At 67.5% G+C, this 13,335-nt stretch carries 12 protein-coding genes and 1 pseudogene; 2 read left to right on the forward strand and 11 right to left on the reverse strand.

The features are described 5' to 3' along the window. Positions 1 to 42 precede the first annotated feature (42 nt). The gene (locus tag KH389_RS15515) at positions 43 to 1,668 is read left to right on the forward strand and encodes a methyl-accepting chemotaxis protein (protein WP_213605793.1); all 1,626 of its coding nucleotides are present in this window, start codon (positions 43 to 45) and stop codon (positions 1,666 to 1,668) included. 53 nt (positions 1,669 to 1,721) lie between these two features. Here the strand turns inward: KH389_RS15515 and KH389_RS15520 are convergent, their stop codons facing one another. From KH389_RS15520 to KH389_RS15570, 11 genes and pseudogenes are all read right to left on the reverse strand, one after another. After that, entirely contained in the window at positions 1,722 to 2,690 is a 969-nt protein-coding gene (locus KH389_RS15520) for a LysR family transcriptional regulator (RefSeq protein ID WP_088515436.1), read from the reverse strand. Positions 2,691 to 2,744: 54 nt separating this feature from the next. Then, positions 2,745 to 3,701: a peptidylprolyl isomerase gene (locus tag KH389_RS15525; RefSeq protein ID WP_058541152.1), complete on the reverse strand. Its 957-nt coding sequence runs from the start codon at positions 3,699 to 3,701 to the stop codon at positions 2,745 to 2,747. Continuing rightward, the gene (locus tag KH389_RS15530; RefSeq protein ID WP_213605794.1) at positions 3,698 to 4,174 is read right to left on the reverse strand and encodes a YbjN domain-containing protein; all 477 of its coding nucleotides are present in this window, start codon (positions 4,172 to 4,174) and stop codon (positions 3,698 to 3,700) included. The genes KH389_RS15525 and KH389_RS15530 overlap by 4 nt, the downstream gene beginning before the upstream one ends. A gap of 17 nt (positions 4,175 to 4,191) precedes the next feature. After that, a complete protein-coding gene (locus tag KH389_RS15535) occupies positions 4,192 to 4,851 on the reverse strand; it encodes a hypothetical protein (protein ID WP_043860179.1) in 660 nt (219 codons plus the stop codon). A gap of 24 nt (positions 4,852 to 4,875) precedes the next feature. Next, positions 4,876 to 6,558, reverse strand: coding sequence for a putative porin (locus KH389_RS15540; protein ID WP_054916077.1), 1,683 nt, complete (start codon positions 6,556 to 6,558; stop codon positions 4,876 to 4,878). 53 nt (positions 6,559 to 6,611) lie between these two features. After that, the gene (locus KH389_RS15545; RefSeq protein WP_371920444.1) at positions 6,612 to 7,286 is read right to left on the reverse strand and encodes an energy transducer TonB family protein; all 675 of its coding nucleotides are present in this window, start codon (positions 7,284 to 7,286) and stop codon (positions 6,612 to 6,614) included. Between the two features lie 8 nt (positions 7,287 to 7,294). Then, positions 7,295 to 7,720 carry an ExbD/TolR family protein gene (locus KH389_RS15550; RefSeq protein ID WP_043860333.1) on the reverse strand — a complete coding sequence of 142 codons (426 nt, stop codon included), beginning with the start codon at positions 7,718 to 7,720 and terminating at the stop codon, positions 7,295 to 7,297. A gap of 10 nt (positions 7,721 to 7,730) precedes the next feature. Then, a complete protein-coding gene (locus tag KH389_RS15555) occupies positions 7,731 to 9,536 on the reverse strand; it encodes a DUF2341 domain-containing protein (protein ID WP_054916079.1) in 1,806 nt (601 codons plus the stop codon). A gap of 30 nt (positions 9,537 to 9,566) precedes the next feature. After that, on the reverse strand, positions 9,567 to 11,105 hold the full coding sequence (locus KH389_RS15560) for a ShlB/FhaC/HecB family hemolysin secretion/activation protein (RefSeq protein ID WP_088515468.1): 1,539 nt from the start codon (positions 11,103 to 11,105) through the stop codon (positions 9,567 to 9,569). Positions 11,106 to 11,404: 299 nt separating this feature from the next. After that, positions 11,405 to 11,810, reverse strand: a pseudogene (locus KH389_RS27905) (transposase); the annotation flags it as partial. A gap of 231 nt (positions 11,811 to 12,041) precedes the next feature. Continuing rightward, positions 12,042 to 12,668, reverse strand: coding sequence for a LysE family translocator (locus tag KH389_RS15570; protein ID WP_078481895.1), 627 nt, complete (start codon positions 12,666 to 12,668; stop codon positions 12,042 to 12,044). Positions 12,669 to 12,803: 135 nt separating this feature from the next. Between KH389_RS15570 and KH389_RS15575 the strand changes: the two genes are divergently transcribed. After that, complete coding sequence (locus tag KH389_RS15575; RefSeq protein WP_058541157.1) at positions 12,804 to 13,301, forward strand: Lrp/AsnC family transcriptional regulator; 498 nt, start codon at positions 12,804 to 12,806, stop codon at positions 13,299 to 13,301. The last annotated feature ends 34 nt before the right edge of the window (positions 13,302 to 13,335 follow it).

Here is a 13,335-nt window from a genome sequence, read left to right on the forward strand (position 1 = left end):
CACAGAGTGGGGGTATTTTTTACTGCCAGGAGTAATGCCCGCATGCTTGCCGACCTCAAGATCCGCACCGGAATGTTCTGGGTGCTGCTGCTGTTCAGCGCCACCCTGCTGTTTTCCACCGTCAGCGCCTGGCGGGCGGCGGTGGGCAGCGACGCGCAGATCAACGAGCTGGACCAGACCGCCCAGCAGTCCGACCGCCTCAACAACGCGCTGCTGATGGCGATTCGCGCCAGTGCCAACGTGTCGTCGGGCTTTATCGAGCAGCAAGGCGGCCACCTCGACAGTGCCAAGGCGCGCCTGGCCATGTCGCAAAAGCTGCTGGGCGACAGCCAGGCGCTGGTCGACGCCTTCGTCACCAACACCCATGAGCCGGCGCAAAAGGCCCTGGCCCAGGACCTGCAGCGCACCTTCGCCGACTACGCCAACGCCGTGGCCGGGCAGCGCGCCGCCACGCTCAAGGGCTCGCTGGACGACTACTTCACCGTCAACGTGGATGCCGGCAACGCCATGCGTGGCCTGCAGGCGCTGCGCCAGCAACTGGTGGCAGCCCTGGCCGAGCGCAGCCGGCAGATCATGGCCGAGTCCGACCAGCGCCTGGCCACGGCCCAGTGGCTGAGCGTGCTGCTGGGGCTGTTGACCCTGGTGCTGGCCGCCGTGTGCTGGGCCTTTATCGTCGCCCGTGTGCTGCGCCCGCTGCGCGAGGCCGGCGTGCATTTTCAGCGCATTGCCGGGGGCGACCTGAGCGTGCCGGTGACGGTACGCAGCCACAACGAGATCGGCCAGCTGTTCGCCGAACTGGAGCGCATGCAACACAGCCAGCGCGATACCCTGGGGCAGATCACCGCCTGCGCCACGCAGCTGTCCAGCGCCGCCCAGGCCCTGGACAGCGTGACCGAGCAGAGCACCCAGAGCCTGCGCCAGCAGGACCAGGAGCTGGAACAGGCCGCCACGGCGGTTACCGAGATGACCACGGCGGTCGAGGAAGTGGCGCGCAATGCGGTGTCCACCTCCCAGGCGGCCAGTGCCTCCAATGCCTTGGCCGAACAGAGCCGCCAGCAGGTGGCCGACAACATCGACGGCACCCAGGCCATGGCTCGCGAAGTGGCGATCAGCGGCGAGCGCCTGCAACAGCTGGCGGTGCAGATTCGCGAGATAGGCACGGTGCTGGAGGTGATCCGTTCGGTGTCGGAGCAGACCAACCTGCTGGCGCTCAATGCCGCCATCGAGGCGGCGCGTGCCGGCGAGGCCGGGCGCGGGTTTGCGGTGGTGGCCGATGAGGTCAGGACCCTGGCCTACCGCACGCAGCAATCGACCCAGGAAATCGAGCAGATGATCAACAGCGTGCAACAGGGCACCCAGGCGGCGGTGGACTCGATGCAGGCCAGTACCGGCCGCGCGCAGTCCACGCTGGGCATCACCCAGGCGTCAGGCCAGGTGCTGGAGGGCATCTACACGGCCATCGGCCAGATCAACGAGCGCAACCTGGTGATAGCCAGCGCGGCAGAGGAGCAGGCCCAGGTGGCCCGCGAGGTGGATCGCAACCTGCTGAACATTCGTGAATTGTCGGGCCGCTCGGCGGCGGGCGCCGAGCAGACCCGCGTCGCCAGCAATGCGCTGTCGCAGCTGGCCACGCAACTGACCACGCTGGTCACGCGTTTTATCGTCTGAGGTGCGGCGCCGGTTCGCCGGCAAAGCCGGCGCCTACAGGGCACCGCGCCCCTTCAGAACCACTCCCGACGCTCCTCGAACGCGGCCCGGATCATGGTCACCAGCACCTGCACCAACGCCGCCTGCGCCGCACGCTCATGCACCGCCAGCCACACCGTGCGGCGCATCGGCGCCTCCAGCAACCCCGGCAATGCCAGCAGGCCACGGTCCAGCTGCGCCGCATAATGCGGCAGCAAGCCGATGCACGCGCTGCACTTGATCAACTGGCTGAACAGGTCGTAGCCCGGCACCCGCGTCACCCCCGCCTCGCGCTCGTTCAACAGGCGGTTCCACGGCGCCAGCGCCGCCACCTGGGCCTCGCCCTGCCACTGCACCAGCATGTAGTCGCGCAGGTCGTCCCGGCACACCGGCCGGTTGCTCTCGCGCGAATAGCGCTTGGCAATGTGCGGGTGATACTCCAGCTGCGCCAGGCGCGTCGGCGCCTCGCCGGCAAACCCCGGCAGCGGCACGCTGCCCGCCTCGTCATCGAGCCACAGCACTACATCGGCCTGCGCCAATCCCTGTGCATCCAGGCCGCTGACGTCCAGGCGGATCCCGGCGTTCTGGCGCACGAAGGCCACCAGGTTGCGCGCCAGAATGTCCTGCATGATCGGTTCGGCCACCGCCAGGCGCACCAGCACCGGCGCATCCAGCGCGGTCATGGCCTGTGGCTTGCTGCTCAGGCTCGACTGCAGCAACGCCTGCAACTGGCGCCCCTCGCGGCTGAGCACCAGGGCATGGCCGCGGTTGACGAACAATGGATACCCCACCCGCGCTTCCAGCTGCGCCAGCTTCTTGCGCAACAGGGTGGACTTGAGGTTGAGGCTGCGCGCAGCCTGCATGAAGCAGCCGCACCGCGCACTGGCCAGAAAACAGCTGAGCATCTGCTCGTCCTGCACCCAGCCCAGCCCGGCCCGCACCTTGGCCAGCGGCTCGGCCGGCGGATAATCGGGCACGTAGTGCGGCATATCGAACATCGGCATCCTCGCCTCCTGCCGGGCCCCGGCCAGGGCCCGCTCTTCCTTGATCGGCGCCGCCTAGCGGCTGGCGTCCATGACCTGATTGAGCGCAGCGCCATCGATACTCAGCGTCGCGCTGTTGAACATGCCGTCCACGTAGGCCCGGGCCACCTGTTCCTGGCGCTGGGCCCGCAACAGGTCACGCAGGCTGTCGCGCACCTCGTCCAGGCTGGCCACACGCGGCGGCTGCACCTCGATGAGCTTGACGATGTGAAAGCCCGCCGCACTCTGCAACGGCTCGCTCACCGCCCCTTCCTTGAGCTGCGGCACCGCATCGCGCACCTGCGGCAGCAACTGGCTCAGCGGCTGCAAACCACTGTCGCCGCCACGCTGCGCACTCTCGCGGTCCTGCGAGTTGGCCCTGGCCAGCGCGGCAAAGTCGGCATTGGCAGCCTGGGCCTGCTTGCTCAGGGCCAGCGCCTGCTTGCGCACGCGTGCCACCGACTGCTCGTCCGGCACCGCCAGGAAGATCTGGCTCAGGTGATAGCGCGTGGGCAGCTGCAGGCTGGCCTTGCCGTTCTCGTAGGCCGCCTGCAGTTCAGCCTCGCTGGGGTAGTCGGCCGGTACCTGGCTGACCGAGTTCAGGTAGTCGCGCAGCACGATCTGCTCCACCACCGCATGGGTCTGCGCCTGCACATCGGGACGCTCCGACCAGCCCTGGGCCTGGGCCTGCTGGTACAGCGCCTTTTCCGCCAGGCGCGAGCGAATCCAGCCCTCCAGGGCCTGACGATTGCCGCTCAGTTCCTCGCGCGCCGGCGCCGGCAGCTTGGCGAACAGCGCCTTGAGCTCCTCGACGCTGACCTGCTGGTCGCCCAGGCGCGCCAGCGCCGGCCCCGCATCGCTCGCCACAGCGGCAACCGCCGGCGCTTTCGCGCTGGCTGCCACCGGGTCATCCCCCGTGCGCAGTGCCAACACCACTGCCACGCCCAGAACGGCCAGCGCGCCCGCGCCGGCCCACAGCGTACGTCGAGTCACGAAGCGCTCACCGCTTCAGCCCCGGCCACCGCCTCGTCCTGCATCTGGGCCACGTTGCGGCTGTAGTCGCGCAGGTACACGATGAACTCCTGCAGCAGGCGGTCCCACAGCACCAGGCTGCCCAGCAGGTGCTTGTGGCTGACGCCGTCGGCCACCATCACGTCCATCTCCATCACCAGGAACTCGCCCTGCACCGACAGCCGCGCGAAGCGGCGCGATACGTTCCAGCGTTCGGCCAGCCCGGCCGGCAGCTCACCCTGGATGCGCAGGGCGCAGCTGTAGGTGAAGTCGAGGAACTCGCCCTCGCGCTCGGCACGGTTGCCAAAGCGCACCGCATAGCCCACGCCCTGGCTGGCACTGAGCAGTTGCACCACGGCATTCTGCTCGCTGCGATTGACTCGGCAACCTGCATCCTGCAACAGGGTGGTCAGAGAGTCGGCGCTGACGGTTTCGATCAGTTGGTTGTCGCTCATGGCTTCGCTTCCTTGTGTCAATTGACTTGCGGTTTGCTGCCGCCCTGCGCGGCATCGAACTGGGTCTGGTACAGCTGATCGCCGTAGGCCTGGGCAAGTTCCTCGAACTTCACCCGGGCGCCCCCGGCAAAGGGTTGGCGCATCTTCATCACATCCGCCACATCGATCTTTTCGTAGGCCGCAAGAATCCCCTTGGCGACCCCGTACATCTGCTGATTCTTTGCCGAACACGCCAGCACCTGCTGCTCGCGCTCGGCCAGGCTGGCGGCCAGGCGCGCACGCTCGGCTTCCTTGGCCTTGGCCATGCCCAGCAGCTCGTCGTAGGCCTGCTTGTACTTGCCCAGTTGCGCGTTGCTGCTGGCCACCAGCGCCTGCGCCTGGCCGTGCAGGGCCTGCTGCTGGCCCAGCAGCTGCTCGGCCTGGCCACGGGCCTGGGCCAGTTGCGCGGTCAGTTGCTGCACCTGGGCCTGGGCCGCATCGCGTTGCTGCTCGGCGCTCTGGCGCGCCGCCGAAGCCTGCGCCTGTTCGCTCTGCAGCGCCTGCAACTGCTGGGTGGTACTGCGCAGCTGGGTGCGCAGGCGCTCTTCCATGCCTTCGGCCGCAGCCACCCCCGCCCAGCTCACGCCCAACGCCACCAGCAGGTACGAACAACAGGCCCGATAGGCTCGCTTGTTCATGCTCTTTCTCCCTGTGCGCGCCTGCTAGAAGCGCGTGTTGACTTCAAGTTGTAGCACATCGATATCGAACGGCGCGCCGTAGACCGCCTCGGTACTCATCCAGCGCGCCGTGGCGTACACGTTCTGGTCCAGGCCGTAGTTGGCACCGAGGATGTAGCCCTTGGCGTTGGTGCCGCCCAGGTGGAACGAGGAATCGTTGAAGCCGTCGGGCAAGGCATCGGGCTGGATGTGCTTGTAGCCGGCGAACAGGTTCCAGTCGCCCTGCTTTTTCAGCTCCAGCGCGTTGCCCAGGGTGAACTGCACCATCCACGCATTGGCACCGCTCTTGATGTTGCCGTCGCTGTCGAGGTTGTTGGCCAACTGGCCGGCCGAACGCTTGCGCATCTCGCCTTCGTCGTAGGCCAGGTTGTGGATGTAGTTGGCCTGGCTGCGCAGCTTGAAGTCGTGCGGCAGCTCGGTGTCCCATACCGCGTTCAGGTCCAGCAGGTTGAACTCCGATGCCAGCCCCACGAACTGCGGCTGCGGGGTGGCGGCCGGGTTGGCCGGGTTGGGCGTGATGTCGCGCAGCAGGAACAGCGTGTTGCCCTTTTGCATGAAGGTCGGGCGGCTGCCGTCACTGTCGCAGCCGGGGTCGCCGTTCCACGGCTCGCATGCCCCGGAGCGCTCGCCGGCAATGTCGTCGAAGCGGTAGTAGGCCAGCGCGCCCTTGAGCCGGTTGCTGTCGTTGATCTGCCAGTTGGCGCCCAGCTGCGCGCCGTACAGCCACTTGTTGTCGCTGCTCTCCTTGTCCAGCCCGTTGCTGCTGGCGGTGTCGGCGCTGTACTCCACCGGGAACGCGCCGAGGGTCCCGAACAGGCTCAGGCTGTCGCTCAGCGGCTGGTTGAACAGGGCCGCCACGCCGTCGAAGTTGAGGTCGTTGGAATACAGCATATCGGTGGACATGAACGGGTTGGCGATACGCCCGCCGGTCAGGGTCACGCGCTCGCTCGCCACCCAGCTCAGGTAGCCCTGGTCGAGCCACAGGTCCTTCTTGCCGAAGCCGCCGCCCAGGGTCTGGGTGGTGGACACCGGGCCGTTGTCGCTGCCGGTGCCGATGCGGATACCCGCCGTCCAGCTCGGCGACAGCACCGCCTTCAGGCCCAGGCGCGCGCGCAGGCGCAGCAGGTTCTCGCGGTCTTCGCGGGTATTGAGCAGCGGCGGCAGGTTGCGCCCGTTGTTGGGGTTGACGTCGTAGGGCCCGTCGGCGTTGAGCTTGGCGAAATCGATGATCTGGTTGCTGTTGTTGCCCGAGAAGTAGCGCGACTCGTCGCGCAGGCGCACGTCGCCATCGAAGCTGATGCGCGAGGCCCAGTCGGGGAAGGTGTTGGGCGCGGCCCAGTTCTCCTGCCTGGCCTGGGCCATCACCTCGGCCTTGACCTCGTCGCGGATCTGGTCGCGCACGATGGCCGGCACATACTGCACGCGCACCTCGCCATTGGCCGCCGGCACCGCCGCCACGCTGGCGCGGGCCTGCACCGCCTCGCTTTCGGCCTGGTCGATCAGGGCCTGGGCCTGGTCCTGCTTGAGCACACCCTGCTGCACCAGCAGGCGGATCAGGTTGATCGTCGCGTTCTGCGACGGCGCCGGGGTCTGCGCCACGGCCGGACCGACCGCCGCGGCGACCACCAGGCCGACTGCCAGGGTCAATCGGTTCACTGAGCACATCATGGATTTACCGCTCCTGTTGGTAAGTCGTGCGTCGTAGGGATCGGGCGCCGGGTTCATCCGCGGCGCCCCTGCAAGGCGATGCGCACCGGCAGGGTCAGGCTCGCCGGCGGGCGCTGGGTCATGGCCGGGGCGGCGCGCAACGCGGCCAGCACCTGGGCGTCCACCGCGGCATCGCCGCTGGAGCGCACCAGCTCGACGCGGGTCACCTCGCCGGTTTCGCTGAGCCAAACATCGCCCTGCAGGTTGAAGGTCAGGTTGCGCAGCTCGGGGTTGTCGCGCAGCAGGCGCTGGAAGGCATACGCCAGGAACTGGCCGTAGCTGCCGCTACCCAGCCCGCCACCGCCGCCGGCCATGCCGCCGCCCTTGCCGGCACCGATGTTGAAAGCGTCCCCGCCGGCCTGTGCATCGCCGTCGATCTGCATCGGGTTGGCCATGTCATCGGCCGGGCTCGGCGGCGCCTCCTCGGCCGGCTTGACCTCCTCGGCCTCGGGCACCGGCTGCGGCTCGACAATCTTCTCTTCCACGGGCGGCTCCGGTTCCTTGGGGGGCTCGGGGGGCGGCGGCGGTGGGGGGGGCGGCAGCGGAATGATCGCGGGGATCTTCGGTGCCTCGCGGCGCACCCCGCTCATGTCGTTGGCCCACTGCCACAGCAACCAGGCCAGGCCCGCGCCCACCAGTGCCACGGCGCCCCACTTGAGCAGGCGCCGGCTATCGAACTTCTGGTTCATGGGCATCCTCAACCCTGGTTCGGCTTGCCGGTCACCAGCCCGACCTGGGCCAGCTCCAGCCGACGCAACAGGTCGAGCACCTCGACCACCTTCTGGTACTGCACCGCCGCGTCGCCGCGCACGATGATCGGGAAGTCCGGGCTGCGCGCCTTCTCGCTGCGCAGGCGCTCTTCCAGTTCGGCCAGGGTCACCGGGTAGGCGTCGAGAAACACCTGCCCGGCATCGTTGACCGAGATCGCCTTGGTCTTGGGCTGGGACAGCGACACCGAGGCACTGGCCTTGGGCAGCTGGATCTGGATGCCCGACACCTGCGCGGTGGCGGTGAGGATGAACATCACCAGCACCACCATCAGCACATCCACCAGCGGGGTGACGTTGATGCTGTCGACGGCCGCGTCGTCGTCATCGTCGTGGGAAGCATTCATGGCTGCCATGGCGCCCTCCTCAGGCCGGTACGGACGGGTGGGCAGCGTGGGCAGCACGCCGGTGGCTGGCCTCGCCGGCCTGGCCTTCGCCATGCAGCTCGGCCAGGCGCGTGATGAACTCGTCGACGAACACGCGCATGTCGGCGCTGACCTCCTTGTTGCGGGTGATCAGGCGGTTGTAGCCAAACAGCGCGGGGATCGCGACGAACAGGCCCATGGCGGTGGCCAGCAACGCCGCGGCCATGCCGGGGGCGATGGCGTTGATGTTCACGTCACCGGCCATCGCGGTGCCCAGGAACACCACCATGATCCCCAGCACGGTGCCCAGCAGGCCGATGTAAGGGCCGCCGGCAATCGCGTTGGACAGGCTCGACAGCTTCGAGCCCAGCGCCTGGTTCTCGCGGGTGCGCACCCCGTCCATGGAGCAGCGAATGGCCTCGATGGTGGCCGCCGACACCGCCGAGGTGTCGAAGCCCTGGGCGCGGCGGGTACGGATCTCCTTGACCGCCACCAGGTACAGGCGCCACAGCGACGAATGCGTCAGGCGCTCGCCCAGGGCGGTGTCGTCGGCGAACATCTCAAGGCGCGTGCCGATATTGGCGAACTGCTCGCGAAACAGCCGGTTGGCCTGGCTGACGTGGTTGAGGGTGCGGTTCTTGCGCAGCATGATCACCCATGACTGCACCATCATCAGCACCAGCACCGCGATGATGATCCAGGCGTCCAGCGGCACCGCCTTGAGCAGAAAGCCCAGGCTGCCGAAACCGAAACCGGACTGCTCTTCATCCACCCCGTACACCACCAGGCGCGACTCGGCGCCCTGGGCCAGCGCGTCGGCCTGCAGCACCGGCACGGCGCGGGCGATGCGCGACAGGCGCAGCTCGTCCATCGCCCCCACGAACGGCACATAGGCGCCGGCCGGCTGACCCTCGGCCGGCGGCAGGTCGGCGCCGATGGCCAGGGTCGAATTGAACGCCGGCACCGCCGCGGTCAGGCTGGCAACCTGGCGCCCGTCCACCAGCAGGCTGAGCGTACCGCCCTCGCCCACCAGCGCCAGGTGTTGCCACTGGCCGGCATCGAGCACCTGGCCGGCAGCGCTACGCAGGCCGTTGACCTCGACGAACGGCAGGCCCTGGCTCACACCCAGCAGCAGGCGGTTTTCGCCTTCATGGCGGGCCAGCAGCAACTGATCGCCCAGCAGCTGGTCCTGGCGTACCCAGGCGCTGAAGGTGAAGGCGGCGCCAGCCGGCAGTTGCAGCGACGGGCTGGGTGCCAGCAGCAGCGGCTGGCCGTTGAACTGGATGGCGCGACCGATGATGCCCTCGATGCTCGCCGCACTGCCCTGGGCCTGGTTGCCGTAGGGGCTGGCGTCACGCGGTGCGGCGCCGTCGAAGTGCATCAGCAGGGTGTAGTCGGCATCGAAGGCCGGTTGCGCATTGGCCGGCTGCGCCTTGGGGTTGCCGTAGTACATCCACAGGTCCTGGCGCTGGCCGCCCTGCACGTCCGGCACGTCGACCCAGATCAGCGCCATGCCCATCAGCGGGTCGAAGCTTTCGATCTGGTGGTTGAGCACGGTCTTGTCGTCGCTGGCCACGAAGCGGATGTCCGCGCCGTTTTCATTGACCCCGTCAAAGCTGAAATTGCCGGTGTGCAGGCGTACCAGCAGTGCCGTGCGGCCCAGCGACTGGGTCAGCGCCGCGCCCTGGGGCGTGGTGTCGACGGAAATCTGCTTGCGGAACTGCCAGTCGTCCTGCCACCAGGCACTGGCGCTGCCCGGCAGGGCAAAGCCCAGGCAAATGAGCAGGGTCAAGATGAGGCGTTGCATGGAATGTCTCCAGGGTCGATGCCGATGGGGTCAGAAGGTTGCCTGTACGCTGAAGTGCAGACGCGAGTGGTTTTTCTCGGTGTTCGCGCCGTCCTTGAGCGGCAGGCCCCAGTCCAGGCTGCCGGACAGCCAGTCGTTGAGGGTGGCGCGGGTGCCCAGGCCGACGCTGGCCAGGCTGAAGTGGTCGTCCTGCTCGGGCAGCGGGTCCTGCAGCGACAGCTGCGCGCCTTCGGCGAACACATAGAAGCGCCAGTCGCTGATGTAGCTGCCCACGTAGCGGCCCAGCGAGGGCGTGCGCAGTTCCTGGGAGAACAGCAGGCCGTCGTCGCCGGTGCGTTCGGCGGCCAGGTAGCCGCGCACCGAGGTGGCGCCGCCGGCAGCGAACTGTTCGTTGGACACCAGGGCCCCGGAGGCCAGTTGAAAGCCCAGCTTGGTTGCGCTCTGCCAGTCGCCGGCAAACGTGAAGGTGTAGTTCGCATCGCCCTTGAGCGCGGCGAAACTGGAGTCGGCGCGGTAGCGCTTGTAGTCGAAGGCCTCGTCGTCGCTGCCGTAGCCGAACAGCCGGCGTGTGCCGGCCACCAGGCTCAGGCCCAGCCCCAGCTGCGAGGCTTCGGTGTAGCGAAAGCCGTTGTAGGCCAGGGTGATCGGTGCGTACTTGAGCGGCACGGTATCGCGCTCGCCGCCAAGTTCGACCTGCTCGTCGAAGTCCTTGAAGTCGATGCCCACGGAAAACGAGTTGGCCCAGTTGCCGTCCGGCACCAGTGAGTAGATCGCCGACAGCCCGTAGGAATGGCCCTTGCCCAGCACGTTGCTGCCGCCCACGGTGGCCACACTGCTGTCGGACTTGTAGCCGCTGGCCTGCAGGGTCCAGCGCGGGTTCAGGGGCGCGCTGTATGAACCGGACCACACCTGCGCGTTGTCGGTGTCCTGGGGGGCGGTGAACCAGGTCAGCGACACGCTGTGACCCAGTTGCCAGAGGTTGTTGTAGCCCACGGTGGCCACACTGCGCAGCTTTCTGGTGTCGGCGCTGTAGTCGTTGTTCAGGCCGATGCTGGCGTGCCAGGGCTGCTTGTCTTCGACCTGCAGGTCGACGTCCAGGGTGCCGGGGCGCTGGCCTTCGCGCACCAGTGGCATCACCTGGCGCCCGGGGCCGCGGTTGAGTGCGGCCAGTTCGCCCTGGACCTTGGCAAAGTCCGGCACCTGGCCCTCGCTCAGGGCCGGCACCTGCTCGCGGATCTCCACGGGCGAGTAATGCCTGGCGCCGACCACTCGTACCCGGCCGACCCTGGTTTCGCTGACCTGCAGGTACACCACGCCGCCTTCGACCTGCTGCTCGGGCAGCTCGACGAACACCGACTGATAGCCCAGCGCCTGATAGCGTTTCTGCAGGGCCTCGCGGGCGCCTTCCAGATCCACCAGGGTCTTCTGCGGGCCGAGGTAGGGGTACACCGCCTCCTCGATGGCGCGGGCATCGAGCACCGTGTTGCCGCGCACCACGTACTCGTTGATATCGACGCGACGCTCGGCCTGTTCGGCGCTTGCGTGGTGGGTTCCCAGGGCCAGCAGCATCACTGCGCCGGCTCGCCACCCGTTGAAAAACAAATGCTCCACACCGCCCCCTCGTTCAAGGAAATCCGTCTGGCCCAGGGCCGTGTCTTATGAATGGTTGTCTGCGCCGCCGTGACCGGCGTGGCGGGCCAGCCAGCTGTGCAGCTGGGCCAGGTTGAGGCTGAACTCGGGCATCTGCGCCAGGCCCGCGTTGCATACCTCGTTGACGATCGACTGCAGCAGGCGCGTGGCCTGCTGGCAGGCCAGCAGTGCGTTGAGGTCGTGGCTGAACAGGTTGAAGCTCCACACCCGCGACTTGAGTTCCAGGCCCACGAACCAGCGGAACAGCAGGTTGTAGTTGAGCTGTTCGTAGAGTTGTTTTTCGCTGGGGACCGAATACAGCAGCTGCAACAGCAGCAGGTGCATCAGGGTGTGCGGGGCGATGCTCATCGCGTTGCGCCGGGCCAGGTCGGCCAGCTCCTGCGCGTGGGCGGCCAGCAGTTCCTCGACCCTGGGCTTGAGCATCACCAGCGAATGGCCTGGCGGGATGCAGCTGGAGACTTCCTTGAGCGCGCTTTGCCAGTCGTCCTGGGACACGATCCACACCCAGGGTGCGCCGTAGCGGTACACCGACACCGGTTGCTTGCGCGCGGCTTCGACGATCTTCGCCAGGCGTTGATCGAGTTCCTGCATTCCGACTTTTGCGTAGCGTTCCATGGTTCCCATCGCTCCACTCCCTTCGTCCCTGTGCGGCTGCGCAGTGACTGCACATACCCATGACGGGGGTGGCGCTTTGCTACCGAACTTTTGTCACCAAAGCTTCATGAAGAGAGATGCAGGGCCTGGGCTATCCAGCGCCCTCAGGGTCGTGCGCCGCCTGCGCGGCGCTCGGTTTGAAGAGCGCCACAACTACTTCATCGACTGGCGCCTGCCGGGCCCGCCCCAACCGCCCGCCCCTCACCCCTGCTGCACCCAGACCAACCGAACCGCAAACCCCACCAGCAGCCCACCAAACACCCACTGCTGAACCTTCTGCGCCAGCGCGCGCTGCTCCAGTTGGCGCCCGACCCACCCGCCGGCCAGTGCATACACGCCATCGAACATCATCCCCATCACCACCAGCACCAGCCCCAGCAGCGCGAACTGCTCACCCACCGCCCCCTGTGCGGGGTGGATGAACTGCGGCAACAGCACCGAGCAGAACAGCAAGGCCTTGGGGTTGAGCAGGTTGGTCAGAAAGCCCTGCGCTATCGCCGCCCTCCACGTGCCACGTACCGCTGCACCCCCCGGGCCCTGCACTGCACCCGCCACGGGCCTGAACATCTTCACCCCCAGCCACAGCAGGTAGGCCGCCCCGGTGTACTTGACCACCTCGAACGTCCAGGGCAGTACCTTGAACAGCGTCGCCAGCCCGACGGCGGCCAGGGTCACGTGGCACGCCCGGGCAACCGCCAGCCCCAGCACGGTCGCCAGCGCCGCCCGCCGCCCCTGGCGCGCACCGGTCTGCAGCAGCAGGATCATGTCCGGGCCCGGCATCAGGTAGATCATCGTCAGGGCAGTCAGGTAGAGCAGTTTTTCGTCCATTTCAACGACCTCAGGCTGGGGCAACAGAGTGAAAATTCTATGCCGGAAGGTCGAGGCAGGTGCTTGCGTTATGCGCCCGCAACGGGGCTATTATTGGCAGGATGTACCAATTCGATACCTAGCCACAGGCCACTTATGCCAAACCACGACCCAACATACCCCAAGCTGGACGGTTACGACCAACGCATCCTTGGCGCACTGCAGCGCGACGGGCGCCTCACCAACGTGCAACTGGCCGAAGAGATCGGGCTGTCGGCTTCGCCGTGCCTGCGACGGGTGAGGCTGCTGGAAGAAGCCGGGGTGATCCGCGGCTACCATGCCAGCCTCGAAGCCGAGGCAGTCGGCCTGGGGTTGACGGTGTTCGTGGGGGTGAAGGTCGAGCGGCACCATGAGGTCGAAGCGGAAAACTTCCGCCTGGCCGTGCTGGCCCTGCCCGAGGTGGTCAGCGCCTTTCTGGTGTCGGGCGAGTCGGATTTCCTGTTGCATGTGGTGGTGCCGGATCTGCGCGGCTATGAGCGGTTCCTGACCGACACGCTGCTCAAGCTGCCGGGGATCCGGGATATCCGCAGCAACTTCGCAATCAAGACGATCAAGCCGCAGGGGGCGCTGCCGCTGGGGCACCTGGGGCGGTAAGCGGGTAGCAACGACCGGCCCACCCGCCCCGAAC

Origin of the sequence: Pseudomonas qingdaonensis (assembly GCF_018398475.1) — a bacterium.
GTDB lineage: Bacteria > Pseudomonadota > Gammaproteobacteria > Pseudomonadales > Pseudomonadaceae > Aquipseudomonas > Aquipseudomonas palmensis.

What these genes read in the sequence shown, in the direction of transcription:
- KH389_RS15555 (WP_054916079.1), bottom strand. Translation starts at nt 9,536, where the DNA reads ATGCAACGCCTCATCTTGACCCTGCTCATTTGCCTGGGCTTTGCCCTG.
- KH389_RS15515 (WP_213605793.1), top strand. Translation starts at nt 43, where the DNA reads ATGCTTGCCGACCTCAAGATCCGCACCGGAATGTTCTGGGTGCTGCTG.
- KH389_RS15535 (WP_043860179.1), bottom strand. Translation starts at nt 4,851, where the DNA reads ATGAACAAGCGAGCCTATCGGGCCTGTTGTTCGTACCTGCTGGTGGCG.
- KH389_RS15540 (WP_054916077.1), bottom strand. Translation starts at nt 6,558, where the DNA reads ATGATGTGCTCAGTGAACCGATTGACCCTGGCAGTCGGCCTGGTGGTC.
- KH389_RS15550 (WP_043860333.1), bottom strand. Translation starts at nt 7,720, where the DNA reads ATGGCAGCCATGAATGCTTCCCACGACGATGACGACGACGCGGCCGTC.
- KH389_RS15560 (WP_088515468.1), bottom strand. Translation starts at nt 11,105, where the DNA reads ATGCTGCTGGCCCTGGGAACCCACCACGCAAGCGCCGAACAGGCCGAG.
- KH389_RS15575 (WP_058541157.1), top strand. Translation starts at nt 12,804, where the DNA reads ATGCCAAACCACGACCCAACATACCCCAAGCTGGACGGTTACGACCAA.
- KH389_RS15545 (WP_371920444.1), bottom strand. Translation starts at nt 7,286, where the DNA reads ATGAACCAGAAGTTCGATAGCCGGCGCCTGCTCAAGTGGGGCGCCGTG.
- KH389_RS15570 (WP_078481895.1), bottom strand. Translation starts at nt 12,668, where the DNA reads ATGGACGAAAAACTGCTCTACCTGACTGCCCTGACGATGATCTACCTG.
- KH389_RS15530 (WP_213605794.1), bottom strand. Translation starts at nt 4,174, where the DNA reads ATGAGCGACAACCAACTGATCGAAACCGTCAGCGCCGACTCTCTGACC.
- KH389_RS15520 (WP_088515436.1), bottom strand. Translation starts at nt 2,690, where the DNA reads ATGCCGATGTTCGATATGCCGCACTACGTGCCCGATTATCCGCCGGCC.